This window comes from Azospirillum humicireducens (assembly GCF_001639105.2).
In the GTDB taxonomy this organism is placed as follows: Bacteria; Pseudomonadota; Alphaproteobacteria; order Azospirillales; family Azospirillaceae; genus Azospirillum; species Azospirillum humicireducens.
Map to the genome: position 1 here is coordinate 785,854 of NZ_CP015285.1, position 24,993 is coordinate 810,846.

Here is a 24,993-nt window from a genome sequence, read left to right on the forward strand (position 1 = left end):
GCCTGTTCTTGGCACCGACCTTCGGCGACCGCGAGAAATGGTCGCGTCTTCAATCAATCCGATATGGCCTGTACCGGCCGGACACGCACACGGGCCGGATCCCGGCAGGGACCAGCCCGTGTTGCATACGGACTTTACTCGTTCAGCCTGCCTTGCGGCGGGTCTGGCGGCCGGAGCTGCGGCCCAGGCCGATGCGCTTGGCGAATTCCGACCGCTGCGCGGCATAGTTCGGCGCGACCATCGGGTAGTCGGGCGGAAGTCCCCAACGGGCGCGGTACTCGTCCGGCGACATGTTGTAGGTCGAACGAAGGTGCCGCTTGAGCATCTTCAGCTTCTTCCCGTCTTCCAGGCAGACGATGTACTCGGGCGTCACCGACTTGCGAATCGGAACGGCCGGCTTCAGCGGTTCCGCCGCGACCTCACGGGGCTGACCATTCAGTCCGGTCAGCGACGAGTAGACCGTATTGATCACGTCGGGGATTTGCTGAGCAGGCAACACGTTCTTGCTGACATACGCCGATACGATGTCGGCGGTCATCCGCAGCAGCGCATTGTCCGGTACATCGGCGCGAAGCTGGTCGCTCATTGCACTGTGTCCTGGCTTTTCATTTGTCCGTACGAACCAAGTTGCATACCGTGATTTGAGTGTCAATATAATTTCGGCAAGCGGCAAATTAGTTGCTCTTGCCATTCAGAACAAAGGAGCAAGGTGCAAATCAGCTTTCGCTGAAAACCGTCATCGCGTCGTGGCTGTGTCGCGGCTTTAAGGGGCGTCTAGTAAGCGCCGGCTTGCGATTTTCCGACGACTGGGATGCGGTAATTGGCTGATTTCCAACTCCTATAACGAATCGGTTATCTCCCTTGCTTCAGGGGATCGACAACGAAGGGGTGAAACACGTCTCTAAACTTTCGCGGGAGTTGGGCGCGCTCCGGTCGGACCCGCAAGATGTCGGCCCCGATATCGGCAGGGAGGAGGCCGATGCGGCAAGCCGCGGCAAGCGGGCCTGACCCCGTCCCGACCTAGCCATGCATCCACGTCATGGTGTGGCTGTGGCGGTTTGTACCGACATCTGGTAGGGTGCGGGCGTCTTTCACCGCTTCACCGATGATCGCATCCGCTACCGCACGCACCGGAGTTTCCGTCGTCATGACCGTCAGCACTGTGGCACTCGCCTCCGACCACGCCGGCTACGAGCTGAAGGCTCAGATCGCCCGGCAATTGGAGGCCGCCGGCTACACCGTCCTCGATCTCGGTACCGACGGGCCGGCTTCGGTCGACTATCCGGATTTCGCCGCGGCGCTGGCCGCCGCCGTCACCGACGGCCGGGCGCAGCGCGGCGTGCTGATCTGCGGCAGCGGCATCGGCATCAGCATCGCGGCCAACCGCCATCCCGGCATCCGTGCCGCCCTGGTCCATGACGTCACCACCGCGCGCCTGTCGCGCGAGCACAACGACGCCAACGTGATCGCACTGGGCGCCCGCATCGTCGGGCCGGAGATCGCCAAGGACTGCGTGGACGCCTTCCTGAAGGCCGAATTCGAAGGCGGCGAGCGCCACAGCCGCCGCATCGCCAAGATGGGCTGAGCGCCACCGGCGCCGCCTCTCCTGGCCCAGCACTAGGCCGCAGAAGCCCGCAACCGGGGCGCGACAGATCCCGGACCGACCAGTATGGAAGCCGTTCGTCCGGGCCTCCCGGACTGCTTCATGCCCTTCGATGAGGAACTTTCCGCCATGACCAGCAGCAACACCGCCGAGATCGGCCGCTTCTTCGCCGCCTCGCTCGCCGAGACCGATCCCGAACTGGCCCGCGCGGTGCGCGACGAGCTGGTCCGCCAGCAGGAGCAGATCGAACTGATCGCGTCCGAGAACATCGTCTCGCAGGCGGTGCTGGAGGCGCAGGGCTCGGTCCTGACCAACAAGTATGCCGAGGGCTATCCGGGCAAGCGCTATTACGGCGGCTGCGAGTTCGTCGACGTCGCCGAGAACCTCGCGATCGAGCGCGCCTGCAAGCTGTTCAACTGCGAGTTCGCCAACGTGCAGCCGAACTCCGGCTCCCAGGCCAACCAGGCGGTCTTGCTGGCCCTGCTGCAGCCGGGCGACTGCGTGCTCGGCATGTCGCTGGCCGCCGGCGGCCACCTGACCCATGGCGCCGCCCCCAACATGTCGGGCAAGTGGTTCAAGGCCGTGCAGTACGGCGTGCGCAAGGACGACCACCTGATCGACTTCGACCAGGTCGAAGCGCTGGCCCGCGAACACAAGCCGAAGCTGATCATTGCCGGCGGTTCCGCCTATCCGCGTGTTCTCGACTATGAGCGCTTCCGCGCCATCGCGGACGAGGTCGGCGCCATCTTCATGGTGGATATCGCCCACTATGCCGGTCTGATCGCCGGTGGCGTGTATCCGAACCCGTTCCCCTATGCCGACGTGGTCACCACCACCACCCACAAGACCCTGCGCGGCCCGCGCGGCGGCATGGTGTTGACCAACAAGGAAGACATCGCAAAGAAGATCAACTCGGCGGTGTTCCCCGGCCTGCAGGGCGGTCCGCTGATGCATGTCATCGCCGCCAAGGCGGTGGCCTTTGCCGAGGCGCTGCGTCCGGAGTTCAAGACCTATGCCCAGGCGGTGGTCGACAACGCCCAGGTGCTGGCCAAGACGCTGATCGGTGGCGGGCTGGACATCGTGTCGGGCGGCACCGACAGCCACATCGTGCTGGTCGACCTGCGTCCGAAGAACCTGACCGGCAAGGCTGCGGAAGCCAGCCTGGAGCATGCCGGCATGACCTGCAACAAGAACGGCGTGCCGTTCGACCCGCAGAAGCCGATGATCACCTCCGGCGTCCGTCTGGGCAGCCCGGCGGCGACCACCCGCGGTTTCGGCGTAGCCGAGTTCAAACAGGTCGGCGAGATGATCGTCGAGACGCTGGACGGTTTGGCCGCCAGCAACTCCGGCGACAACACGGCGGTCGAGGCGGCGATGCGCGAGCGTGTGCGCGGCCTGTGCCGTCAGTTCCCGATCTATCCGACTCTCTAAGGCCCGACTCTCTGATCAGACCTTTTGATCCGACCAAGGTGATCGACAGATGCGCTGCCCGTTCTGCGGAAACGAGGATACCCAGGTCAAGGACTCGCGCCCGACCGAAGACAACTCGGCCATCCGCCGGCGGCGCTTCTGTCCCAGCTGCAGCGCCCGCTTCACCACCTTCGAACGCGTCCAGCTGCGCGAGCTGACGGTGGTGAAGAGCAACGGGCAGCGCGAGCCCTTCGACCGGGAGAAGCTGTTGCGGTCGATGAGAATCGCGCTGCGCAAGCGCCCGATCGATGCCGACCGCATCGACCGGGTGGTGAACAGCATGGTCCGTCAGCTGGAATCCTCCGGCGAAAGCGAGATCCCGTCGAAGCAGATCGGCGAGAAGATCATGGAGGCGTTGCAGACGATGGATCAGGTCGCCTACATCCGCTACGCCTCGGTCTACAAGGACTTCCGCGAGGCGTCGGACTTCAACGAGTTCGTTGAACAGCTGGCACCGGAGGCTTCGCCTGGGATCTGACCCGGCGGGCGGGAATAGGGCCTCACAAGACGAACCCCCGCGAAGGATGTCTTCGCGGGGGTTCTTTTTTGGGGCGGGTGTGCTGCCGCGTCAGGCCAGCTGGGCCAGGATCGCCAGCAGCAGGATCGCCACGATGTTGGTGATCTTGATCATCGGGTTCACCGCCGGGCCGGCGGTGTCCTTGTAGGGATCGCCGACGGTGTCGCCGGTCACCGCCGCCTTGTGGGCGTCGGAGCCCTTGCCGCCGTGATTGCCCTCCTCGATGTATTTCTTGGCGTTGTCCCAGGCGCCGCCGCCCGACGTCATCGAGATGGCGACGAAGATGCCGGTGACGATGGTCCCCAGCAGCATCGCGCCCAGCGAGGCGAATCCCGCCGCCTGGCCGCCGATGGCGGCGATGACGACATACAGAACCACAGGGGCCAGAACCGGCAGCAGAGAGGGGATCACCATCTCCTTGATCGCCGCACGGGTCAGCATGTCCACCGCCCGGCCATAGTCGGGCTTGGCGGTTCCCTCCATGATGCCGGGGATCTCGCGGAACTGGCGGCGCACCTCCACCACCACCGAACCGGCGGCGCGGCCGACGGCGGTCATGCCCATGGCGCCGAACAGGTAGGGCAGAAGGCCGCCCACCAGCAGGCCGACGACGACATAGGGGTCGTTCAGCCGGAACTCCACCGGCACGTTCGGGAAGTAATGGCCCAAGTCCTGAACATAGGCTGCGAACAGGACCAGCGCGGCCAGCCCGGCGGAGCCGATGGCGTAGCCCTTGGTCACCGCCTTGGTGGTGTTGCCGACGGCGTCCAGCGCGTCGGTGGTGACGCGGATGTTGGCGGGCATGTCCGACATCTCGGCGATGCCGCCGGCATTGTCGGTGACCGGCCCATAGGCGTCGAGCGCCACCACCATGCCGGCCAGCGCCAGCATCGTCGTCGCGGCGATGCCGATGCCGAAGACGCCTGCCTGGCCATGGGCGATCAGAATGCCGGCGCAGATGACGATCACCGGCAGGGCAGTCGATTCCATCGAAACGGCCAAGCCCTGAATGACGTTGGTGCCGTGTCCGGTCTCCGACGCCTTGGCGACGCTGCGCACCGGGCGGAAGGCGGTGGAGGTGTAGTATTCGGTGATCCAGACCAGCAGACCGGTGACGCCCAGCCCGACCAGGGCCGAGACGAACAGGTTGAACCCGTTGATCGAGGTGCCGTCGGACATCGGAATGGCGCGGGTGAAGCCGAACAGGATCGCGGTGACGATCAGGATCAGCACCAGCGACAGTCCGGCCGCGACGATCAGCCCCTTGTACAGCGCCTTCATGATGGCGTTGTCGGCACCGAGCTTCACCGCGAAGGTGCCCGCGACCGAGGCGAGGATGCAGACCGCGCCGATCAGGAGCGGATAGACCAGCATCAGCCGCAACACGCCCCCGGAAAAGAAAATCGCCGCCAGCAGCATGGTGGCGACGATGGTGACGGCATAGGTTTCGAACAGGTCGGCGGCCATGCCGGCACAGTCGCCGACATTGTCTCCGACATTGTCCGCGATGACCGCCGGGTTGCGAGGATCGTCCTCCGGGATGCCGGCCTCAACCTTGCCGACGAGGTCGGCGCCGACGTCCGCCCCCTTGGTGAAGATGCCGCCGCCCAGCCGGGCGAAGATGGAGATCAGCGACGCGCCGAAGCTGAGCGCCACCAGCGCCTCCAGGATCGTGCGGACCTCCACCGGGTCGCCGACGCGGTAGACCAGCGTCAGGATTCCGAAATAGCCGCCGACTCCCAGCAGCCCCAGCCCGACCACCAGCATGCCGGTGATCGCCCCCGATTTGAAGGCGATGTCCAGCGCCGGCGCCAGCCCGTTGGTCGCGGCCTGCGCCGTGCGGACGTTGGCGCGGACCGACACGTTCATGCCGATATAGCCGGCGCTGCCCGACAGCACGGCGCCGATCAGGAAGCCCAAGGCCACCGGGAAGCCCAGCGTCGCCCACAGGATGACCAGCAGGACGGCGCCGGCGATGGCGATGGTGGTGTATTGGCGGTTCAGGTAGGCCCGAGCCCCTTCCTGTACCGCTGCGGCGATGGCCTGCATCCGCTCCGATCCCGGCGATGCGGCCATGACTTCTTTTCCGGTGCGAAAACCGTAGGCCAGCGCGAGCAGGCCGGCGGCGATGATGACGATGAACGCTAAAGCCATCGCATCCCCCGATTGATTTCAAGGTCGCGCCCAGGAAAGGCTGTCTCCCGACCGTAATCAAATGGGGGAGAAGTCGGGCGCAAGTATTCCCGGAAAAAAGCATGCTCCCCGCGCCGCCGCTTTGCAACCGCCCCCCGGTCAGAGGCGGCGCGGCGAAATGGCCGCGGGATACCCTGGCCTTTGCAGGTGGCGCCGGTCTTTTGCGCTGCACAACAGGCGTGGATTTCAGGCAAATATGCGGCAGATCAGAGATTGCGTTGCGTAACCGCCTGAACAAGAACGTCGTGCACGGCATCCTTGCCGATCACTTTGCCCGCTGCCTCGATCAGTTTTGCCTTTACGGCAGGAATATTGACCAAAGCGCCATTCAGGATCGACTGGTCGGCAATGCCCCCGTAAAGCGCGGTCAGGAAGGCATCGGTCAGGCGCGGCTGGTTGGCCTGGGCCAGCGGCTGTTTCTCCAGGACCACCTCAACCGCGACGACGACGGTCACGAACTGCTCGACTCGGGACGGGCCGATCATCGGGACCACCAGCGGCGGCAGGCGGACGAACGCGGTTGGAGGCTTCGGCGGCGGTTCCACCTTCTTCGGCTGGTCCGGCTGCTCAGTGAAATATTTCTGGTAGACGAACCAGCCGCCGAAGCTGGCGCCGCCCAGCAGCACGATGCCCAGGACGAGAACGATCAGGGCCTTGACCACCGCAGCACACCTTCGCAGACGCAGAACCGCCGCACCCTGCGCCGGTCATGCTTTCGATTGTCTTAAGGGTTAAGGGGCGGGAGAGGAAACCCGGTCAGAAATGATCCCAGCCGCGGCGGGTCAGCGGCAGGGCGGCCCCGGCAGCGTCCAGGACGGTGACCTCGCCGGGGCTGCCGGGGGTGAGTTCGCCGATCTCGGTGATGGCGACCCCACTGTCCACGGCCAGGGCGGCGAGCGCATCGCGTGCCGAAGGCGGGGCAGCGAACAGAAGCTCGTAATCGTCGCCGCCGGTGATGGCCAGGGCCAGCCGGGCGGAATCGCCGTCGATGGCGCCGCGCGCCGCCTCCGACAGCGGGACCGCATCGGCCCGCAGCAGGGCGGCGCAGCCCGACTCCTCGCAGAGATGGCCGAGATCTGCGACCAGCCCGTCCGACACGTCCATGGCGCCGCTGGCGAGCCCGATCAGGCGCGGCCCCACCGTCGTGCGCGGGTCCGGCCGGCGCATGCGGCGCAGCAGCTGGGCGCGGGTCTCCTCGTCCGGGATATCGAGCCGGCCATAGGCGATCTCAAGCCCCAGGGCGGCGTCGCCGATGCTGCCGGTGACGAAGACGCGGTCGCCCGGACGCCCACCCCAGCGGGGCAGGGCGCGGCCGGTGGGGACCAATCCGAAGGCGGTCACCGCCAGGGTGATGGGGCCGGTGGTGGAAACCGAATCGCCGCCGGCCAGCGCGATACCGAATTGCCGTTGGTCCTCGCCCAATCCTGCGGCGAAGCCTTCCAGCCAGGATTCGTCCAGCCTGCGGGGCAGGGCGGTCACCAGCGTGTAGGCCAGCGGCTCGGCTCCCATGGCGGCGAGGTCCGACAGGTTGCTGCGCATCAGCTTGGCGGCGATGTCCGCCGGCGCGTCATCGGGGAAGAAATGCACCCCGGAAACCATGGCGTCGGTGGTGACCACCAGTTCCCGCCCCTCCGGGACGCCGAACACGGCGGCATCGTCCCGCAGGCCGCGGGCACCGGGAAACCCGGCGGCCAGCGGCTTGAAGAAGCGGGTGATGCGGCCGAACTCGCCGAGAGGGGGAGAGGGGGCTTCTTCCAGAGTCACTCCTCGCCCGAACCGCGGCCGGGGTCGGGCTTGGCGAGGTCTTCGGCACGGAGCGCGCGGGCAACGTGATCGAGCACGCCGTTCACCATCGCCGGCTCGCGGCCGGAGAAGAAGGCGCGGGCGACGTCGACATATTCGCTGATGAGGATGCGCGGGTGGGTGTCCAAATGGACCGCGATCTCATAGGCGCCGGCGCGCAGGATGGCGCGCAGCAGCAGCTCCAGCCGGTCGAGCGGGAAGCGCGGATCGAGTGCCGCACCCAACACCCCGTCGACTTCGGCGCGGCGGTGGATCGCGCCGCGCACGATGTCTGCGAACAGCTGCGGATCGCCGGAGACGAATTTGTCGCCGTCGATCTCCTCGCCCAGCCGGTGGGCGACGAACTCGCCGACGACAGTCTCGACCGGGGCCTGGGCCAGGTCGATCTGGTACAGCGCCTGGGCGGCGGCCAGACGGGCGGCCTTGCGGCGCGCCTTGGCGGAGCCGCCGCCGGTCTTGTTCTTGCGGGACTTCGATTTGCCCTTGGAGGCGCCGCCGGTGGAGGCGCGTTCGGGTGTCACGGGGCTGCCCGCGTCGTCGTTGCTCATGGTCTGCAGTCGCTAAAAGAGAGGAGATGTCGGGGTCAGCGCGGATAGAGGCGGAATTTGCGCTTCAGGTCAATCATGTCAAGACAGGCCCGCGCGGCGCGGCCCCCCATATTGACCGATCCGACATTGGCACGCGCCCAGGCCTGCTCGCGGTTTTCCACCGTCAGGATGCCGTTTCCAACCGCCAGACTGTAGCGCAGGGCCAGATCCTGCAGGCCGCGGGCGCTTTCGGCACAGATCGTTTCGTAGCGCGTCGTCTCGCCCCGGATGACGCAGCCCAGCGCCACATACCCGTCGAACCGCTTGCGGGCGGTGAAGAAATCCATCGAGCGGATGGCGTACATGATCGCCGCCGGAAGCTCCAGACAGCCGGGCACGCCGTAGCGGATGTGCGTGGCGCCGGCACGGTCAAGCTCCGTGACGGCGCCACGCACCAGCTCATCGGCGATGTCCTCATGGACGCGGGCGTCCACGACCATGATGTGGGGCGTGTCGGTCATCCGGCGGCGTTCTGGTCCTCAGTCGTCGCCGGGGTCGGCAGCGCCCGGCGTGATGGCGCGGTGGCCGACCACGGTCAGGCCGTAGCCTTCCAGCCCGATGATCGGCTTCTTGCGGTTGGACAGCAGCACCATCTTGCGCACGCCGAGATCCAGCAGGATTTGCGCGCCGATGCCGTAGTCGCGCAGTTCCGGCGCGCTGCTCGACTGGCCTTCCAGCCGGGCCTTCAGCACGGTGGACAGGCCGTTCGGGTTCGGCTCGCGCAGCAGCACGACGACGCCGCGGCCTTCCTTGGCGATCAGCTCCATCGAGGCATGGAGGTCGGCGTCGCGGCCGGAATTGCGGTCGCCCAGCACGTCGTCCAGCACCGACTGGGCATGCATGCGCACCAGCACCGGCTCGTCGCCGGAGATGTCGCCGCGCACCAGCGCGATGTGCTCCGCATACTGGATCTTGTTGATGTAGACGTAGCTCTGGAACCGGCCGCCGAAGCGGCTGTCCAGCGTCCCGGCCAGCACCTGCTCGACGATGGTCTCGGTCCGGCGGCGGTAGGCGATCAGGTCGGCGATGGTGCCGACCTTCAACCCGTGGAACTGGGCGAACTGCACCAGATCCGGCAGGCGGGCCATGCTGCCGTCGTCGTTCATGATCTCGCAGATCACGGCGGAGGAGGAGTGGCCGGACAGCCGGGCGATGTCGACCGACGCCTCGGTATGGCCGGCGCGCACCAGCACGCCACCGTCGCGCGCCAGCAGCGGGAAGATGTGGCCGGGGGTGGCGAGATCCTGAGGGCCGGACGCCGGGTCGATGGCGACCGCGATGGTGCGGGCGCGGTCGGCGGCCGAGATGCCGGTGGTGACGCCCTCGCGCGCCTCGATCGAGACCGTGAAGGCGGTCTGGTGGCGCGAGGCGTTCTGTTGCGCCATCAGCGGCAACCGCAGCCGTTCGATGTTCGGCCGGTCCATGGTGAGGCAGATCAGGCCGCGGCCATGCTTGGCCATGAAGTTCACCGCTTCCGGCGTGGCGCAGGAGGCGGGGATCACCAGATCGCCCTCATTCTCCCGGTCCTCGTCGTCGACCAGGATGAACATCCTGCCCTGACGCGCCTCTTCGATGATCTCTTCGGCCGTCGACAGGTATTGGTGAAACTCGGACGTCATTCCTGCCCCGCGAGCCGGGCGACATAGCGCGCCAGCATATCGATTTCGAGATTGACCGGATCGCCCTCCTTCAGCCCGCCGAAATTGGTGGCGGTCTGGGTGTGGGGGATGATGTTGACGCCGAAGCGGCTGCCCTCGACCTCGTTGACGGTCAGCGACACGCCGTCGATGGCCACCGAGCCCTTCGACGCGATGTATTTGGCGAGAGTGGCCGGCGCTTCGAAGGTCAGGCGCAGCGATTCGCCTTCGGGGCGGATCGACAGCAGCCGGCCGACGCCGTCGACATGGCCGGACACGATGTGCCCGCCCAGCTCGTCGCCAACCTTCAGGGCGCGTTCCAGATTGACGCGCGTGCCGGGTTCCCACCCGCCGAGCGTCGTCTTCGACAGGGTTTCCCCCGAGGCCTGGATGACGTATGTCCCCGGTCCCTTTTCGATGACCGTCAGACAGACGCCGTTGTGGGCGATGGACGCCCCGATCGCGATCGTCTCCGTGTCGAAGGCGGTCTCGATGGTGAACCGGGTGTCGCCCTGCCGCTCCACGGCCCGGACGCGCCCGACATCGGTGATGATTCCGGTGAACATGCCGGGGAATTTAGCAGGTTTCGCGGCCAGGGGAAGCGCGCGCGACACCGCGGGCGGCGCAACGGTCTGTTGCGTGGCCTGGACCGGTGGCGAAAGCGATGGTCAGGCCGCTATCCGGCGATAGCTCTCGGCGAGATCGGCTCCGGCTCTGCGCACAGCGGTGCGTTCGAAGCGGATCATCGCCGACAGCGCCTCGACTCCGAAGCCGGCGACCGCCGACAGTCCGTCGCCGCCGATCAGCGACGCGGCGCGGAACCACTCCAGGCGATCGACCAGCGCGGCGCCGAGCAGGGAGCCGGCCATCGCCGCGCCGCCCTCCACAAGGACGCGGGTGATGCCGCGGGAGGCCAGGGCCGACAGGGCGGCGGCCGGATCGACGCGGCCGTCCGCAGCGGCGGCGACCGGAAGCACCTCGACACCGAGCGCGATCAGCGCCTGCGAGCGTGCAGGGTCGGGGGTGGGGCCGGTGACGACCCATGTCGGAATGCGCCTGGCCCCGACGGCGAGCTTCGCCGTGGGGGGCAGGCGCAGGCTGCTGTCCACCACCACGCGCACCGGGCTGCGGTCTTCCAGGCCTGGCAGGCGGCAGGACAGTTCGGGATCGTCGGCCAGCGCGGTGCCGATGCCGACCAGGATCGCGTCATGGCCGGCACGCAACCGGTGGCCCCAGGCGCGGGCGGTCGGGCCGGTGATCCATTGCGACTCGCCGGTGCGGGTGGCGATGCGGCCGTCCAGCGTGCTGGCGACCTTCAGCGTGACCAGTGGGCGGCCCAGCGTGATGCGGTTGAAGAAGCCTTCGTTGAGGGCAAGCGCCTCGGCCTCGCAGACGCCGGTGACGACCTCGATCCCGGCGTCGCGCAGACGGGCCAGCCCGCCGCCGGCGACGCGAGGATCCGGGTCCTGGCAGGCGACGACGACGCGCGCCACCTTCGCCTCCACCAGCGCCAGGGCGCAGGGCGGCGTCTTGCCATAATGGTTGCAGGGTTCGAGCGTGACGTAAGCGGTTGCCCCCTCCGCCCCGCCCGGCAGGTCGCGGACGCGGGTCAGCGCCTCCGCCTCGGCATGGGGACGGCCGCCGGGCTGGGTCCAGCCGCGGCCGATCACGGCACCGTCGCGGACCAGCACGCAGCCGACCGCCGGATTGGGCCATGTCCGCCCCAGCCCGCGCGCGGCGAGGGACAGGGCGGCGCGCATGTGGCCCAGGTCGGTGTCGGGTGAAACGGCCACGATAACGGTCAGGCGATCAGCTGCCGGGACCCTTGCCCTTGGTGTCCTTGGCCGAGAAGCGGCCAACGTTGCCCATCATCTGTTCCAGGAAGCCCATCTCGCGGCCGGCGGTGGGCGTCGTGCGCTCCACCAGGTCGATGTCCTGGCCGTTCGACTTGTCCAGCGTCTTGATCTCGCGCAGGACGCCGGCATCGTCGAAGCGGGCGATGACGACGCGGCGCTCCGTCACCTCCGGCTCGAAGAAGGCGGTCTTCTCGGTCTTCTGACCGATATAGTACCAGACATTCTGATCGAAGGTGCCCACCGAGGTCGGCGTGCCCAGAACCGCGGCGACGTCGTCGCGCCGGCTTTGGCCGGGCTGCAGCTCCGCCACCAGCTGCGGGTCCGTCAGGTTGCCGCGGGTGGCGACGATGGGGGAGCAGCCGGCCGCGGCGAGGGCCGCGAACAGGACGCTTCCCAGGAGGGCGGTGCGAATGACGGCGCGCGGGGCGGAAAAGTTCGATCTGGTCATGGTGCTCGGGCTATGATGGAGCCGGCGGGGCATGGGACTGCCTGCTGACGCGGATAGTCGCTTGGGCGGGACAATCGCACCGGGCGCTTCGCCCTGTCAACGAGACTCCGAGTCGGGGAAGGGCTGCCGTTCGTGTCTGAGAGTTTCATGGATCGCCTGCTGGCTCCTCTGCTGAATGGCCTGAGCGGCGGCGCGCGCGCCCGCAATGTGGAGGCGGTGGGCGGGCTGTTCACCGGCATCGTCGCCCAGGCCCGCCAGCCCGGCTTCTACGCCGCGCTCGGCGTGCCCGATACGCTGGACGGCCGGTTCGAGATGGTGGCGTTGCATCTGTTCCTGGTCATGCGCCGGCTGAAGGGGCAGGGGGCGGCGGCAGCCAAGCTGTCGCAGCGTCTCTATGAGACGATGGTCGACGATTTCGAGAAGTCGATCATGGAGCTGGGGGCCGGCGACAGCGGCATCGCCCGGCGCGTGAAGACGATGGCGCGCGGCATGGCCGGACGAATCCGCGCCTATGATGAGGCGCTGGCTGAGCCTGGCGACAATCGGCTGGAGGTGGCGTTGGACAACAACCTGTATGGCACGGTCGATCCGGTGCCGGTCGGGGCGCTTCCCGCCATGGCCGCCTATGTGCGCGCCTGCGCCGCCACGCTGGATGAACAGCCGCTGGAGTCGCTGATGCGCGGCCAGCTGCGCTTCGCCCCTGCGCCCGCCTGACCGGCACACACTATATTATAGTGCGCATTATGGTGCGCACGGGGGCCGCCGGCTTTGCAGAGGGCTTGCCTTTCGCGGCCGGCCGCTGCATGTGACTCGGAAGCGGGCGGGCGTCTGTTGCTCCCGTCGGCCCCTTGCGACCGCCGCCTTGGTTCCACCAGAGAGTCTTTCGCCATGAGCCCTGTGAACGGTGCCCTGCCGGCCCCGGAATTCTCGCGCATCGTCACCGCCGACGCGGTGCGCCGCGCCGACATGACCGAGACCATCGAGGCGACGGAGGCGGAGCGCCGCGCCCTTGCCGAGCGGCTGGAGCTTGAGGCGATCGGCAGCCTGACCGCCACGGTGAAGCTGCGCGCGGTGCGGGGCGGCCAGATGATCCGCGTGTCCGGCACGCTGGAGGCCGATGTGGTCCAGACCTGCGTCGTCACGCTGGAGCCGGTGCCGGCCCATGTCAGCGAGAGCTTCGAGGCGCTGTTCGCCCCGCCGTCGATGGTCGAGGAACCGGGGCTGGAGATCGATTTCGACCCCTCTTTGTCGGACGAGGACATCCCCGAGCCGATGGAGAACAACCGAATCGACATCGGCGAGCTTGCCGCACAGCATCTGTCGCTCGGTCTCGATCCCTATCCGCATGCCGAGGGCGTGGAGTTCGAGGGCTATGACGAGGGTGATGACGGGGAACCGGCCGAAGACGCAGCGGCGGAAGAGCCGGAGAAGCCCAATCCGTTCGCCGTTCTGCAACAATTGAAGCAGCGGAAGTGACTGCGGTCTTGCGTCCCCCGCGGTTCCTTGTATAAGGGCCGGAATTTCCACCCCCTCCAATGAGCGGCGCGGGGTTGCGAAATGGGGGTTGTTCGGGCTTGCCCTTCGGGAGCATTTGCCTTATTGAATGCCGCTCGCGCTGGGCGGCCCCTGTTCGGGCCGCCCTTTCCAATGAAGAGAGTTTACGGTCATGGCTGTTCCGAAGAAGAAGACCTCCAAGTCGCGGCGCAACATGCGGCGTTCGCACCACGCTCTGCCGACCTCGGCGTACAACGAGTGCCCGAACTGCGGCGAGCTGAAGCGTCCGCACCACGTCTGCGGGTCTTGCGGCCATTACGACCAGCGCGAAGTGGTTCAGAGCGGCACCGCGGCCGCTTGATCGCGATCGCGTTGTCTGAGGTCCCGATGATCAGGGGCGTTCTTCGCCCCTGCCGGGGTCGTAGCCGGGGAGCCTGTTCGCGGTGAGCCAGCGCCTGACCATCGCCCTGGATGCCATGGGTGGCGATCTCGGTTCCGAGATGGTCATTGCCGGGGCGGACATCGCGCGGGAGCGCCATCCCGACGTGCGTTTTCTGCTGTACGGCGACCGGGAGCGGATCGAACCGCTGCTGAACCAGCGGCCCGCGTTGAAGGCGGTGGCGGAGATCCGCCATACCGCCGACTTCGTGGCCGGAGACGCCAAGCCGGCAGTGGCGTTGCGCGCCGGCCGCCAGTCCAGCATGAGGCTTGCCATCGACGCCGTGGCGTCGGGTGAAGCCGCCTGCGTGGTTTCGGCCGGCAACACCGGCGCCCTGATGGCGATGGCGAAATTCGTGCTGAAGACGCTGCCGGGCATCGACCGGCCGGCGATGGCATCCTTCTTCCCGACACAACGGGGCGAGAGCGTGATGCTGGATCTCGGCGCCAACGCCGAATGCCAGCCGGAAAACCTCGTCCAGTTCGCCGTGATGGGGGCCGTCTTCGCGCGCGCCATCCTGGGGCTGCCGGAGCCGTCGATCGGTGTGCTGAACATCGGCTCGGAAGACATGAAGGGCAACGAGGTGGTGCGTGCCGCGGCGGCCAGCCTGCGCGACATGCCGCTGCCCGGCCGCTTCCATGGCTTCGTCGAAGGCACCGACATCGGGCTGGGCACGGTGGATGTCATCGTCACCGATGGCTTCACCGGGAACGTCGCTCTGAAGACGGCGGAGGGGACGGCCAAGCTGTTCTCCGAATTCCTGCGCCGCACATTCGCGACGTCCTTCCTGGCGCGGATCGGCTATCTGCTGGCACGCGGCGCCTTCAAGCGCTTCCGCGAGCGGATCGACCCGCGGCGCTACAACGGCGCGATGTTCCTGGGCCTGCGCGGCGTCTGCGTGAAAAGCCATGGCGGCACCGACCCGGTCGGCTTTGCCAATGCCGTCGCGGTGGCCATCAATCTGGCGACTCACGGTTTCAATGAGCGCATCAAGGAAGAGATGGGGCGCATAGCCGACGCGACTCCTCTTCCCGACACGAAGGCGGCGGCGGGCTGAACCATGGTCATGCGTTCCCGAGTTCTCGGTTGCGGCACCTACCTGCCGGCCAACGTCGTCACCAACCAGGATCTGGAACAGCGGGTCGATACGTCGGACGAGTGGATCGTCCAGCGCACCGGCATCAGGTCGCGCCATATCGCAGCCGATGGCGAGAAGACCTCCGACCTCGCCATCGCCGCGGCGACCCGTGCGCTGGAGCATGCCGGCGTGCCGGCGGGCAGCATCGACTGCATCGTGCTGGCGACCACCACGCCCGACAACACCTTCCCGGCCACCGCGACAAAAGTGCAGGCGGCGCTCGGCACCATCGGCTTCGCCATGGACATTCAGGCGGTCTGCGCCGGCTTCGTCTATGCGATGGCGGTTGCCGACAATTTCCTGCGCAACGGTCAGGCGCGCCGCGCCCTGGTGATCGGGGCGGAGACTTTCTCCCGCCTGCTGGACTGGAACGACCGCACCACCTGCGTGCTGTTCGGCGACGGTGCTGGTGCCATCGTGCTGGAAGCCTATGAGGCCAAGGGCGATTCGACCGACCGCGGTGTGCTGTCCACCCATCTGCATTCCGACGGCAGCCAGTACGATTTGCTTTATGTCGATGGCGGCGCCTCCTCCACCGGCACCATCGGCCATGTCCGCATGCATGGGCAGGAGATTTTCCGCCACGCCGTCTCCAAGCTGTCGGCCGTGGTGGAGGAGGCGCTGGTTGCCAATGGTCTGGAGTCGACCGACATCGACTGGATGGTTCCGCACCAGGCCAACCGCCGCATCATCGACGGGCTTGCCCGCAAGATGAAGCTGTCGCCGGAGAAAGTCGTTCTGACGGTGGACCGGCATGGCAATACGTCGGCTGCATCGATCCCGTTGGCGTTGGGCGAGGCGGTGGCCGACGGCCGGATCAAGCGTGGCGACCTGATCCTGATGGAAGCCATCGGCGGCGGCCTGACCTGGGGTTCGGCGCTGGTGCGCTGGTAGATAGCCTCTCCTTTTCCAAACCGGCTTCAATGCTGCGCCGCACGCCCAGCCCGGCTGCGGCCGGGCCGTATGAGGCTGCCAACCTTTTGAATTGACGGACCTTCTTTCCCCGGATTACCGTCTTCGCAACGGTTGCGGGGGAGGTCGAACCATGTCTCAGAACACCGTCACACGGGCCCAATTGAGCGAGGCCGTCTACCAGGAAGTCGGTCTTTCGCGCAACGAATCGGCCGATCTGGTCGAAACCGTCCTGGACGAGATTTCCGACGCGCTGGCCCGGGGGGAGATGGTGAAGATCTCCTCCTTCGGCAGTTTCCAGGTTCGCCAGAAGGGCGAGCGGATCGGCCGCAATCCCAAGACCGGTGAAGAGGTGCCGATCCTGCCGCGGCGGGTGCTGGTCTTCCGTGCCAGCCATGTGCTGAAGAACCGCATCAACGATGTCCAGGAGGGTGGGGCACCGACGCCTGCGCGGGCTCTTTCCTGAGGGCGGCTGTCCGTTATGAGCCTGGCTCGCCGCACGCCGCCGTGTTGCCCCTGTCCGTGGATTGCCGCATCCGGTCATTGCCGGGTGGCGGCCTGACCTTGCCATGAAATCCGCCACGGCCTATCGCACGATCAGCGAGGTATCGACCGACCTGAACGTTCCTCAGCATGTTCTGCGCTTTTGGGAGACCAAATTCCCCCAAATCCGCCCGCTGAAGCGCGGCGGCGGCCGGCGCTTTTACCGGCCGGAGGACGTTGAGCTGCTCCGGCGAATCCAGGCGCTGCTGTATGAGGACCGCTACACCATCAAGGGTGTGCAGCGTCTGCTGAAGGAAGGACGGATGTCCGATCCGACGCCTCCGCTGCCGGAGGACGCGGAGGAGTTCGGCGACATCGCTGCCGCATTGGAGGAGGGGGGCGTGTTCGACGGTGGGCCGCAGCAGTCACTCTCTGCGTCCCTGCGGCATGAGATCACCATGGTGGTGGACGAACTGAAGTCGCTGCGGTCGATGCTGTCGCGCCTCTCCGAAATCGGAGACAAAAAAAGCTGAAAAATCATCACGGGAGATGTTGCATCGGCGAAAGTCCGCGGCTATAGTCCCGTTCCCTTCCGGAGCCAAGCCGCAAGCACTGCGGTGAAGTTGACGGAGCGTAGCGCAGCCTGGTAGCGCATCAGACTGGGGGTCTGGGGGTCGCAGGTTCGAATCCTGTCGCTCCGACCAGTTCCGGAGGGAACGAAAAAGCCTTGGAACCCAACGGTTCCAGGGCTTTTTCTTTGGCCGCGTCCTGGGTTGCCGATGCGTCATCTTTCGGCGGCGTGCGGAACTCTTGTGTGGAAGTCGAACCGGTTCCCACACGCAGCGCCGCCATGGTTGCCCCCTCCACCGCCTGACGCGGGGCGGCATGATCTGCGGCGCCGAACAGAACAGCGGCGCCGACGCCGCAGAGCCTCGACCTGCTGGTGATCGACACGCCGACCGCGGTGGAGCTCTTCCCCGAATCGGCCCGTTGTTCCCCGGCCTGTGAGCCTATCTGTCCGCCGAGATGGGAGCCTGACGATAGCACCGACTGCCCGTAACCTGGGGAATGCCCGCCTGTCCCGCGCTCGCGCAGGAGCCGTCACCGCGGCATGTCCTTCTCCTGGCGGCGGGCCAAACCCTTCGGCGCGTTGTGGCGGCTGCGCTCCCATCCAGAGCGGTCTGGGCTGGCGATGGTCAATTTTCTACTGCATTTCTCCCGCAAACCGGGCTCGTCCGTCTTAACTATCGATACGATGACTCCTGACGGTTGAATTGCAATCAATTTTCTTGAATTTTAATGGTGCATCAGTAAGGATATTTGGGTCGGAAAATTGACGGGAGATAACAATATGTCTGACAAAAATAGTGTAATGGTATGGGATGAAGATGTAGATTTTATTGATGCTAATCAATACCAGCCGGACGTTTGTTATTCGTTGGTACATTCTTGGCTGTCTGCGATGAAAAAAAGTGAGGATGAGGGAGTGAATTGGTGTAAAGATGCTCATAAACAAGAACTGCCTAGTAAATTTTATGCATATCATATTGAAGCTAACCATAAGTATGGTTCTGCTTTTTTAATGAAGCCTGGTGCGATCGATATAAATAATTATCAATCCATAAGTTACAGAGAAGATCACCAAAAAATTATAGATAAGCAATTCTATGATAGCATCAATTTAAGTGTTAAAAGAACAATAACTCTTGATTTTGAGATAAATTTAAATAACATTCTTCTAAAACTCGAATATAGTAAAAGACTTTATGCGTTAATTTATGAGAGTAATTCCGAGAAAGACCCTTATCACGCCGTCGGGATAGTGAGCACAAAATTTTCATGTGGAATTATGCCAAATGGTGGGTATATTTATCTATACGATCCGAATAATGGTTTTGTAATAAAAGCAAAATCTCGCAATGAATTAAATAAATGTATAAAACTTCAAATTGCACCAAAATACGGAAAAATCAAACAAATTAAAGAATTTTCGTAATAATTTTCGTTATGCCAAATCCTTTAATCCTGAGATCTCAGGATTAAAGGATTTGGCGGCGCTTGTTCTGATCGCGCAGCAGAAGTCATCTATGTTATGCATGTCGGCCTTTTCGGCGCTGTCCATTCGGCTGTGCGTTGTTTCGGACCACACATGAAGCGTGAATCATATCATGTGTTCGATGCCCCAAGCCTTTTCAAACGAGCTCTCAGCAGCACCAGAAGGTTGGCGGCGGCGGCGGTCGCATCCTCTCTGACCAGGAAGCTGCGCATCTGGGATATCAGGTCCTGGACGAGGTCCAGATTGACCACGAACGACCCTTTGCCGGGGGGGCGCATAATACAACACCCGCAAGGGGAATAGTCTGCCCTGACCTATGCAGGTTCTTGTCCCCTGGCGCCAGGGTTGTCCTAAGGAGCGGTCCTCCGCCGGCAATGCCGCATAGGAGGCCGTCGCCATGGGCAGCATCAGCGACGACGGGCAAGCCTTGCCGACGTTATCACCGACCGACATCGACACCACGATCAATCATGAGCCGCGCATCCGCGACCTTCGGCTTGCCGAAGCTCTGGGCATGGCCAATCCGCACGCCATCCGCCGGCTGATCGAGCGGCATATGGATGCGCTCGGTACGTTTGGGGAGGTTTTCATATCTTGATGCGAAACCCGGCCGTCGCGGCGGCCTTCCGTCCAAGAGCTTCTACCTCACCAAAATGCAGGCGCTCTACATCACGGCCAAGTCGGACACCGGACGCGCCGCGCTGGTGACGATCCAGATGGTCGAGTTGTTCGATGCCGTGACCAGCGGCAAGGCCCTGCCTGCTCCCGCCACCGGGCCCCTGCTGCCGACCCCGACCCCGTCGCGGATCGGCCCCCCGCTGTCGGATCTGTCCTTCAACGAGCGCAGCCTGATCCCGGCCTCCCGCGACCGGCCTCCGGAGCGGGGGGAACAGCTTTTCGGACCGATTGCCGCCGCCGGCACCTACACCGAGTCCCTGCGCGGCCTGTGGACGGCGACATCGGCCTGCGGCATGTGGGACGGCATCGCCGCGATGATCGCCAGCCACGCCCACAAATTCCACCAGCGCATCCCGATCTGACAACGCGATGCCAAAAAAACGCGGCGGGCCGAAGCCCGCCGCACATCTTGTGCCGCAAAGGGATGAACCCCCGCGACGTGTTAACGGAAGGACCCCGATCCCCCAGCGGCTAAGCAAGGTGATTGTCTTTCCGCGAAAACCATCTCATGGGCTTTGGTGGCCGTCAACTGGGTTGTGAAACCTTTGCATCTGGACACGGTGAGGGTGCCCTTGGACAATTCCGCTCTTCAAATGCGAATGGAGCCTTTCCGTTTGCATCACGCGCGGGAGGAAGTCTGTCTTGTCCAAGCGTCTCCGCTATCGCCTCGCCCTGGATCTCGGCACCAACAGCATTGGGTTCTGTCTGCTCGATCTGAACGGGGACGGCAGGCCCTGCGGAGTGCGTCGCATGGGTGTGCGCATTTTTCCGGATTTTTCAAAATTGCAGCAGTCCCTGGCGGCCGATCGGCGACTGGCGCGGTCGATGCGCCGGCGCCGGGATCGCTATCTTCGTCGGCGCAAGGCTCTGATGAACGCTCTGGTTGCCGCCGCCCTGATGCCGGCGGACCCGAAGGCGCGCAAGGCGTTGGAGGCGCTGGACCCCTACGAGCTGCGCGCGGCGGCGGTCGCCGGCCCGCTGCCGGCCCACCAGCTCGGCCGTGCCCTGTTCCATCTGAACCAGCGCCGGGGCTTCAAGAGCAACCGCAAGGCTGCCGGGGATGAGAATGAGGCGGGCAAGGTCAAGAGCGGCATTTCCGCCCTGAAGGCCGAGCTGGCCGCCAGTGGCGCCGGCACGCTCGGCCAGTGGCTCGCCGCCCGCCATGCCAACCGCCAGCCGGTGCGGGCAAGGCTGACCGGAACGGGGGCCAAGGCGACCTACAGCTTCTATCCGGAGCGCGCGCTGGTCCATGAGGAGTTCCAGGCGATCCGCGCCGCCCAGGCGCCGCATCATCCCGGTGTCACCGCCGAACAGTGGGACCGGATCGAAAGCGTCATCTTCCACCAGCGACCCTTGAAGCCGGTGAAGCCCGGCAAATGCACCCTCTATCCGGAGGAGGAGCGGGCGCCTTGGGCGCTGCCCATCGCCCAGCGCTTCCGCATCCTGCATGAGCTGCACAATCTGCGCATCGTCCGGCCGGGGCAGGGGGAGGAGGGGCTGTCGCCGGCCGATTTCGACCGCTTCTTTGACCGGCTGTGCCGCAAGGGCGATCTGACCTTCAAGACGCTGGCCAAGGAGCTGAAACTCCCACCCGACGCCCGCATCAACCTGGAGGACGACAAGCGCGACCGGCTGAAGGGCGACGCCACCGCCGACGCGCTGTCGGCGGAAAAGGGCAAGCGCCGGCGGATCGGTGCCGCCTGGCACAGCTTCCCGGCCGACCGTCAGCGCGAGATCGTCGGCCGCCTGATCGATGCCGAGGATGAGGGGGAACTGGCCGCCTGGCTGGTGGAGGAGCTGGGGCTGCCCTGGGAGGTCGCGATCCTGACGGCCGAACGGCCGGGCCTGCCCGACGGCTATTGCCGCCTGAGCGAAAAGGCGCTGGAGCAGGTGGTGCCGCTGATGCACGAGGAGCATCTGCCCTATGACGAGGCGGTGCGCGCGCTCGGCCTGCATCACTCCGACCATCGCACAGGCGAGTTTCTGGACGAGCTGCCCTATTACGGCCTGCCGCTGGAGCGCTTCATCGCCTTCGGCACCGGCGAGGCGGACGACCCGCCGGAGCTGCGGATCGGCCGCTTTCCCAACCCGACCGTTCATGTGGCGCTGAACGAATTGCGGCGGGTGGTGAACCGGATCATCCGGCGCTGGGGCAAGCCGGAGGAGATCGTGGTGGAGCTGGCCCGCGATCTGAAACAGAGCCGGGCCGACCGCGACAAGACGCAGCGCGAGCAGGCGGACAATCAGAAAAAGAACTGGACGCGGACCCAGCAGCTTCGCGAATTGGGGATGGAGCCGACCGGGGAGGCGCTGCTGCGGCTGCGGCTGTGGGAGGAGCTGCCGCGCATCGGCAGCGCCCATGTCTGCGTTTATACCGGCCAACCGATCAGTATGACGCAGCTGCTGCAAGGCGATGTGGACGTCGATCACATCCTGCCCTTCAGCCGGACGCTGGCCAACGGCGCCGACAACAAGATCGTCTGCCACCGTCGCGCCAACCGCATCAAGCGCAACCGGACGCCGTGGGAGGCGTTCGGCGTCGTCTCCGCCGACGGCTATGATTGGGCGGCCATCGCCGAACGCGCCGAGTCGCTCCCCAAGAACAAGCGCTGGCGCTTCCTGCCCAACGCGATGGAGCGGTTCGAGACCGAGCGGGGATTCATCGACCGGCAGCTGGTGGAGACCCGGCACCTGTCGAGGGTCGCCCGCGAATATCTGGGCTGCATCGTGCCGCTGGAAAAGGTGCGGGCCGCTCCCGGCCGGCTGACGGCGATGCTGCGCGGCCGCTGGGGGCTGAACTCCATCCTGTCCGACGCCAATCTGAAAAACCGGTCGGATCATCGGCACCATGCCGTCGATGCCGCCGTGCTGGGGGTGATCGACCAGCGGCTGGTGCAGCGGGTGGCCGACGCCGCCAAGCGGGCGGAAGAGAAGGAGCTGGAAAAGCTGTTCGACGGCCTGCCCGATCCGTTCGAGGGGTTGCCCGGCCCGTCCTTCCGCGATCAGGTGCAGGAGAGGGCGCAGGGGATCATCGTGTCCCACAAGCCCGAACATGGCTGGCAAGGCCGGATGCACAACGACACCGCCTATGGTCCGGTCGAGCGGCTGCCCGACGGAACCCATCGGGTGGTGACGCGCAAGCCGCTGGGGTCGCTTGCCGAAAAGGATTTCGGGAACATCCGCGACCGCGCCCTTGCCGCGGCACTGGAACGCCATGTCGCCGAACAGGCGGCGCAGGGTCGCAGCCTGGGCGAGGCGCTGTCCTGCTTCACCTGGACGGGGGGAGAGGTGCGCCGGGTCCGCATGCTGGACAAGCTGGGCAGCCCCGTCGCGGTCCAGGACGATGACGGACACACCTTCAAGCTCTACAAGGGCGACAGCAACGCCTGGTACGAGATCCTGCGCGACGGGCGCGGGCGCTGGACCGGACGGATCGTCAGCACCTACGAGGCCTACCGGCTGCATGCCGAATGGCTGGCCGAGAGAGGGGACGGCGGGCGGAGCGATGCCGCTTTCCCGGACTGGGCGGCACGCCGGCTGTGCGCCGGCATCGGCAAGCCGCTGTTCCGCCTGTTCAAGGGGGACATGCTGGCCTTCGGAACCGCGCCGAACCGGGAAATCATGAAGGTGGTCAAGTTCTCTGAAGGCCGGATCGTCTTTGCCGGGCATAGGGAGGCGGGCAACCTGAAGGAACGGGACGCCGACAAGGATGACCCGTTCAAATATCGGACCTGTTCTCCCGAGGCGCTACGCAAGGCGCAAGCCCGGCCGGTTGGCGTGGATCCCGCCGGCTTCGTCCATGACCGCGGGCCGTTGGAGTAGGCCATGGCGAGCGCAGCCGGAGTCGTGGTCGAGGTGGCCGAGGACGGGCGGCATCTGTCGCTCGACCGCGGTTTCATGGTGGTGTCGGAAAAGGGGCGGGAGCTTGGCCGCGTCCCGCTCGACGACATGGCGGTGCTGATCGCCACCGCGCATGGGCTGACCTATTCCAACAACCTGCTGCTGGCCCTGCTGGAACGGGATTGCTCGGTCGTCCTGTGCGGGCGGAATTTCTCCCCGGCAGCCATCCTTTGGCCGCTGGACGGCCATCACATCCAGGCCCAGCGCATGCGGGCGCAGGCGGACATCACCGACGCCTTCAAGCGCCGGCTGTGGCAAGCCATCGCCCGCGCCAAGGTCCGCAATCAGGGGGCGATCCTCCAGGCGCTCGGCCATCCCGCCGGCGCCTTCGAGGAGCTTGCCCGCAAGATGCGGACCGGCGACCCGGAGAACATCGAGGCGCAGGCGGCGCGGCGCTATTGGCCGCTGCTGTTCGGGCCGGATTTTCGCCGAGATGCCGATGAGCCGGGAATCAATGGATTGCTGAACTATGGCTATGCGGTGCTGCGCGGCGGCACGGCACGGGCGACCGCCGCCGCCGGACTGCATCCCAGCCTTGGGCTGAAGCACTCCAACCGCTCCAACCCCATGTGTCTGGTGGACGATCTGCTGGAACCCTTCCGGCCGATGGTGGACATCGCCGTCCACCGCATGGTCTCGGATGGGCTTCTGGAGGTCGATCGCGAGACGAAGCGGATCCTGGCCGGACTGCTGGTGCAGGACTTGCGAACGGACGCCGGGGTGACGCCTTTGTCCACCTGTCTGTTCCGGCTGGCGACATCGCTTGCACAGGTTCTTTCTGGCGAGCGCCAGGTTCTCGATCTTCCGCTGTCTCCGCTTCCCCTCGAAATCGCTCGTGGACCGTCAGGCAAGGAGGGCGCGCATGCCACTCAGCGCGTATCGGCTCATGTGGATGATGGTGATGTTTGATCTGCCAACCGTGACCAAAACCGACCAGAAAGCGGCGACTCGGTTTCGCAATTTTCTGTTGGATGAGGGATTCGAGATGTCGCAATTCAGCGTCTATATGCGCTTCTGTGCCGGCACTCCGCAGGTCGAGGCGCGAATCGGACGGATCAGATCCAACCTGCCGAAGCGGGGAAAGGTGCAGATCCTGACCTTCACCGACCGTCAATACCAGACGATGGTGTGTTTCGAAACGCGCACGAAACAGGAACCCGCCGCGAAGTACGAACAGTTCAAGCTGTTTTGATGGGCATCCGATGGAAGGTCTTCAGAAAAGAAACCCGGATAACCCTTTTTACTTCAGAGGGTTATCCGGGGTCCGATTGTAGCCGCTGGGGGATCGGGGTCCAGCCGCAACCCTACCGGTGGGAAATCGGGTGGGGCCGGAAATTGTAGCCGCTGGGGGATCGGGGTCCAGCCGCAACTCTCCGACCGTTCGCTTGTGTCGCTGGCGAATTGTAGCCGCTGGGGGATCGGGGTCCAGCCGCAACGTTTTGTCGTCCCGCGCCAAGCCGAGCCGCATTGTAGCCGCTGGGGGATCGGGGTCCAGCCGCAACCCTTCTTCGCAGGTGGCGGAGAAGGCGGAGATTGTAGCCGCTGGGGGATCGGGGTCCAGCCGCAACGAGCTTAACGGGGGCCTCCAAATTAGCCGGATTGTAGCCGCTGGGGGATCGGGGTCCAGCCGCAACTATCGACCGCTTCGTCCAGCGACAGGCGCTATTGTAGCCGCTGGGGGATCGGGGTCCAGCCGCAACAACTGGCCACCGTATGCGAGCTGCGCAAGATTGTAGCCGCTGGGGGATCGGGGTCCAGCCGCAACGGCGCTGGCGCGTC

At 65.5% G+C, this 24,993-nt stretch carries 26 protein-coding genes, 1 tRNA gene and 1 CRISPR repeat array (1 of these 28 only partly in view); of the genes, 17 read left to right on the forward strand and 10 right to left on the reverse strand.

The window, feature by feature from the left end; genetic code table 11:
* Positions 1-142: 142 nt before the first annotated feature.
* On the reverse strand, positions 143-586 hold the full coding sequence (locus tag A6A40_RS03575) for a Ros/MucR family transcriptional regulator (RefSeq protein ID WP_014247241.1): 444 nt from the start codon (positions 584-586) through the stop codon (positions 143-145).
* A 561-nt stretch (positions 587-1,147) separates the two neighbouring features.
* On the opposite strand from A6A40_RS03575, the gene rpiB reads away from it, so the two are divergent.
* The 3 genes from rpiB (at position 1,148) to nrdR (ending at position 3,551) form a co-directional block, all read left to right on the forward strand.
* Positions 1,148-1,585, forward strand: a complete 438-nt coding sequence (gene rpiB / locus A6A40_RS03580; protein ID WP_063634143.1) for a ribose 5-phosphate isomerase B — start codon at positions 1,148-1,150, stop codon at positions 1,583-1,585.
* Between the two features lie 147 nt (positions 1,586-1,732).
* Entirely contained in the window at positions 1,733-3,034 is a 1,302-nt protein-coding gene (glyA, locus tag A6A40_RS03585; RefSeq protein ID WP_063636105.1) for a serine hydroxymethyltransferase, read from the forward strand.
* 49 nt (positions 3,035-3,083) lie between these two features.
* Positions 3,084-3,551 carry a transcriptional regulator NrdR gene (gene nrdR / locus A6A40_RS03590; RefSeq protein WP_063634144.1) on the forward strand — a complete coding sequence of 156 codons (468 nt, stop codon included), beginning with the start codon at positions 3,084-3,086 and terminating at the stop codon, positions 3,549-3,551.
* A gap of 90 nt (positions 3,552-3,641) precedes the next feature.
* Here the strand turns inward: nrdR and A6A40_RS03595 are convergent, their stop codons facing one another.
* From A6A40_RS03595 to A6A40_RS03635, 9 genes are all read right to left on the reverse strand, one after another.
* Complete coding sequence (locus A6A40_RS03595) at positions 3,642-5,744, reverse strand: sodium-translocating pyrophosphatase (protein WP_063634145.1); 2,103 nt, start codon at positions 5,742-5,744, stop codon at positions 3,642-3,644.
* A gap of 245 nt (positions 5,745-5,989) precedes the next feature.
* On the reverse strand, positions 5,990-6,445 hold the full coding sequence (locus tag A6A40_RS03600) for a hypothetical protein (RefSeq protein WP_063634146.1): 456 nt from the start codon (positions 6,443-6,445) through the stop codon (positions 5,990-5,992).
* Positions 6,446-6,539: 94 nt separating this feature from the next.
* A complete protein-coding gene (gene thiL / locus A6A40_RS03605) occupies positions 6,540-7,547 on the reverse strand; it encodes a thiamine-phosphate kinase (protein WP_063634147.1) in 1,008 nt (335 codons plus the stop codon).
* Positions 7,544-8,134, reverse strand: a complete 591-nt coding sequence (gene nusB / locus A6A40_RS03610; protein WP_063634148.1) for a transcription antitermination factor NusB — start codon at positions 8,132-8,134, stop codon at positions 7,544-7,546. Before nusB ends, thiL begins: the two co-directional genes overlap by 4 nt.
* A 35-nt stretch (positions 8,135-8,169) precedes the next feature.
* Complete coding sequence (ribH, locus tag A6A40_RS03615) at positions 8,170-8,634, reverse strand: 6,7-dimethyl-8-ribityllumazine synthase (protein WP_063634149.1); 465 nt, start codon at positions 8,632-8,634, stop codon at positions 8,170-8,172.
* Between the two features lie 18 nt (positions 8,635-8,652).
* A complete protein-coding gene (gene ribB / locus A6A40_RS03620; protein WP_063634150.1) occupies positions 8,653-9,792 on the reverse strand; it encodes a 3,4-dihydroxy-2-butanone-4-phosphate synthase in 1,140 nt (379 codons plus the stop codon).
* The gene (locus A6A40_RS03625; RefSeq protein WP_063634151.1) at positions 9,789-10,376 is read right to left on the reverse strand and encodes a riboflavin synthase; all 588 of its coding nucleotides are present in this window, start codon (positions 10,374-10,376) and stop codon (positions 9,789-9,791) included. The genes ribB and A6A40_RS03625 overlap by 4 nt, the downstream gene beginning before the upstream one ends.
* Before the next feature lie 102 nt (positions 10,377-10,478).
* On the reverse strand, positions 10,479-11,570 hold the full coding sequence (ribD, locus tag A6A40_RS03630) for a bifunctional diaminohydroxyphosphoribosylaminopyrimidine deaminase/5-amino-6-(5-phosphoribosylamino)uracil reductase RibD (protein WP_063634152.1): 1,092 nt from the start codon (positions 11,568-11,570) through the stop codon (positions 10,479-10,481).
* Positions 11,571-11,619: 49 nt separating this feature from the next.
* A complete protein-coding gene (locus A6A40_RS03635) occupies positions 11,620-12,114 on the reverse strand; it encodes an outer membrane protein assembly factor BamE (protein WP_063634153.1) in 495 nt (164 codons plus the stop codon).
* 147 nt (positions 12,115-12,261) lie between these two features.
* Between A6A40_RS03635 and A6A40_RS03640 the strand changes: the two genes are divergently transcribed.
* The 14 genes from A6A40_RS03640 (at position 12,262) to cas2 (ending at position 24,406) form a co-directional block, all read left to right on the forward strand.
* Positions 12,262-12,828, forward strand: coding sequence for a ubiquinol-cytochrome C chaperone family protein (locus A6A40_RS03640; RefSeq protein ID WP_063634154.1), 567 nt, complete (start codon positions 12,262-12,264; stop codon positions 12,826-12,828).
* Between the two features lie 174 nt (positions 12,829-13,002).
* Complete coding sequence (locus A6A40_RS03645; protein ID WP_063634155.1) at positions 13,003-13,590, forward strand: YceD family protein; 588 nt, start codon at positions 13,003-13,005, stop codon at positions 13,588-13,590.
* 190 nt (positions 13,591-13,780) lie between these two features.
* Entirely contained in the window at positions 13,781-13,969 is a 189-nt protein-coding gene (gene rpmF, locus A6A40_RS03650) for a 50S ribosomal protein L32 (protein ID WP_012973646.1), read from the forward strand.
* Positions 13,970-14,051: 82 nt separating this feature from the next.
* Positions 14,052-15,104 carry a phosphate acyltransferase PlsX gene (plsX, locus tag A6A40_RS03655; RefSeq protein ID WP_063634156.1) on the forward strand — a complete coding sequence of 351 codons (1,053 nt, stop codon included), beginning with the start codon at positions 14,052-14,054 and terminating at the stop codon, positions 15,102-15,104.
* A 3-nt stretch (positions 15,105-15,107) separates the two neighbouring features.
* On the forward strand, positions 15,108-16,079 hold the full coding sequence (locus tag A6A40_RS03660) for a beta-ketoacyl-ACP synthase III (protein WP_063634157.1): 972 nt from the start codon (positions 15,108-15,110) through the stop codon (positions 16,077-16,079).
* Between the two features lie 151 nt (positions 16,080-16,230).
* Complete coding sequence (locus A6A40_RS03665) at positions 16,231-16,563, forward strand: integration host factor subunit alpha (protein ID WP_014247260.1); 333 nt, start codon at positions 16,231-16,233, stop codon at positions 16,561-16,563.
* A 103-nt stretch (positions 16,564-16,666) separates the two neighbouring features.
* A complete protein-coding gene (locus A6A40_RS03670) occupies positions 16,667-17,113 on the forward strand; it encodes a MerR family transcriptional regulator (protein ID WP_063634158.1) in 447 nt (148 codons plus the stop codon).
* Between the two features lie 94 nt (positions 17,114-17,207).
* Positions 17,208-17,284 (forward strand) — tRNA-Pro (locus tag A6A40_RS03675).
* Between the two features lie 647 nt (positions 17,285-17,931).
* Positions 17,932-18,576: a hypothetical protein gene (locus A6A40_RS30325; protein ID WP_146191537.1), complete on the forward strand. Its 645-nt coding sequence runs from the start codon at positions 17,932-17,934 to the stop codon at positions 18,574-18,576.
* A 457-nt stretch (positions 18,577-19,033) separates the two neighbouring features.
* Positions 19,034-19,234, forward strand: a complete 201-nt coding sequence (locus A6A40_RS03680) for a hypothetical protein (RefSeq protein ID WP_063634159.1) — start codon at positions 19,034-19,036, stop codon at positions 19,232-19,234.
* Positions 19,235-19,289: 55 nt separating this feature from the next.
* Positions 19,290-19,676, forward strand: coding sequence for a hypothetical protein (locus A6A40_RS03685; protein ID WP_063634160.1), 387 nt, complete (start codon positions 19,290-19,292; stop codon positions 19,674-19,676).
* Between the two features lie 280 nt (positions 19,677-19,956).
* Complete coding sequence (cas9, locus tag A6A40_RS03690; protein WP_063634161.1) at positions 19,957-23,136, forward strand: type II CRISPR RNA-guided endonuclease Cas9; 3,180 nt, start codon at positions 19,957-19,959, stop codon at positions 23,134-23,136.
* Positions 23,137-23,139: 3 nt separating this feature from the next.
* The gene (gene cas1 / locus A6A40_RS03695) at positions 23,140-24,123 is read left to right on the forward strand and encodes a type II CRISPR-associated endonuclease Cas1 (protein WP_082860710.1); all 984 of its coding nucleotides are present in this window, start codon (positions 23,140-23,142) and stop codon (positions 24,121-24,123) included.
* Complete coding sequence (cas2, locus tag A6A40_RS03700; protein ID WP_199275886.1) at positions 24,077-24,406, forward strand: CRISPR-associated endonuclease Cas2; 330 nt, start codon at positions 24,077-24,079, stop codon at positions 24,404-24,406. The genes cas1 and cas2 overlap by 47 nt, the downstream gene beginning before the upstream one ends.
* Positions 24,407-24,481: 75 nt before the next feature.
* Positions 24,482-24,993: a CRISPR direct-repeat array (repeat unit 36 nt; unit sequence ATTGTAGCCGCTGGGGGATCGGGGTCCAGCCGCAAC); it runs 52 nt beyond the window's last position.

Excerpts from the sequence above, each read along its gene's own strand:
- cas2 (WP_199275886.1), top strand. The coding sequence starts at position 24,077 with ATGCCACTCAGCGCGTATCGGCTCATGTGGATGATGGTGATGTTTGAT.
- ribH (WP_063634149.1), bottom strand. The coding sequence starts at position 8,634 with ATGACCGACACGCCCCACATCATGGTCGTGGACGCCCGCGTCCATGAG.
- A6A40_RS03595 (WP_063634145.1), bottom strand. The coding sequence starts at position 5,744 with ATGGCTTTAGCGTTCATCGTCATCATCGCCGCCGGCCTGCTCGCGCTG.
- A6A40_RS03645 (WP_063634155.1), top strand. The coding sequence starts at position 13,003 with ATGAGCCCTGTGAACGGTGCCCTGCCGGCCCCGGAATTCTCGCGCATC.
- rpmF (WP_012973646.1), top strand. The coding sequence starts at position 13,781 with ATGGCTGTTCCGAAGAAGAAGACCTCCAAGTCGCGGCGCAACATGCGG.
- A6A40_RS30325 (WP_146191537.1), top strand. The coding sequence starts at position 17,932 with ATGTCTGACAAAAATAGTGTAATGGTATGGGATGAAGATGTAGATTTT.
- nusB (WP_063634148.1), bottom strand. The coding sequence starts at position 8,134 with ATGAGCAACGACGACGCGGGCAGCCCCGTGACACCCGAACGCGCCTCC.
- A6A40_RS03685 (WP_063634160.1), top strand. The coding sequence starts at position 19,290 with ATGCAGGCGCTCTACATCACGGCCAAGTCGGACACCGGACGCGCCGCG.
- cas1 (WP_082860710.1), top strand. The coding sequence starts at position 23,140 with ATGGCGAGCGCAGCCGGAGTCGTGGTCGAGGTGGCCGAGGACGGGCGG.
- ribD (WP_063634152.1), bottom strand. The coding sequence starts at position 11,570 with ATGCGCGCCGCCCTGTCCCTCGCCGCGCGCGGGCTGGGGCGGACATGG.
- A6A40_RS03575 (WP_014247241.1), bottom strand. The coding sequence starts at position 586 with ATGAGCGACCAGCTTCGCGCCGATGTACCGGACAATGCGCTGCTGCGG.
- A6A40_RS03665 (WP_014247260.1), top strand. The coding sequence starts at position 16,231 with ATGTCTCAGAACACCGTCACACGGGCCCAATTGAGCGAGGCCGTCTAC.
- A6A40_RS03660 (WP_063634157.1), top strand. The coding sequence starts at position 15,108 with ATGGTCATGCGTTCCCGAGTTCTCGGTTGCGGCACCTACCTGCCGGCC.
- A6A40_RS03670 (WP_063634158.1), top strand. The coding sequence starts at position 16,667 with ATGAAATCCGCCACGGCCTATCGCACGATCAGCGAGGTATCGACCGAC.
- glyA (WP_063636105.1), top strand. The coding sequence starts at position 1,733 with ATGACCAGCAGCAACACCGCCGAGATCGGCCGCTTCTTCGCCGCCTCG.
- A6A40_RS03625 (WP_063634151.1), bottom strand. The coding sequence starts at position 10,376 with ATGTTCACCGGAATCATCACCGATGTCGGGCGCGTCCGGGCCGTGGAG.
- A6A40_RS03635 (WP_063634153.1), bottom strand. The coding sequence starts at position 12,114 with ATGACCAGATCGAACTTTTCCGCCCCGCGCGCCGTCATTCGCACCGCC.
- ribB (WP_063634150.1), bottom strand. The coding sequence starts at position 9,792 with ATGACGTCCGAGTTTCACCAATACCTGTCGACGGCCGAAGAGATCATC.
- A6A40_RS03640 (WP_063634154.1), top strand. The coding sequence starts at position 12,262 with ATGGATCGCCTGCTGGCTCCTCTGCTGAATGGCCTGAGCGGCGGCGCG.
- nrdR (WP_063634144.1), top strand. The coding sequence starts at position 3,084 with ATGCGCTGCCCGTTCTGCGGAAACGAGGATACCCAGGTCAAGGACTCG.
- A6A40_RS03680 (WP_063634159.1), top strand. The coding sequence starts at position 19,034 with ATGGGCAGCATCAGCGACGACGGGCAAGCCTTGCCGACGTTATCACCG.
- rpiB (WP_063634143.1), top strand. The coding sequence starts at position 1,148 with ATGACCGTCAGCACTGTGGCACTCGCCTCCGACCACGCCGGCTACGAG.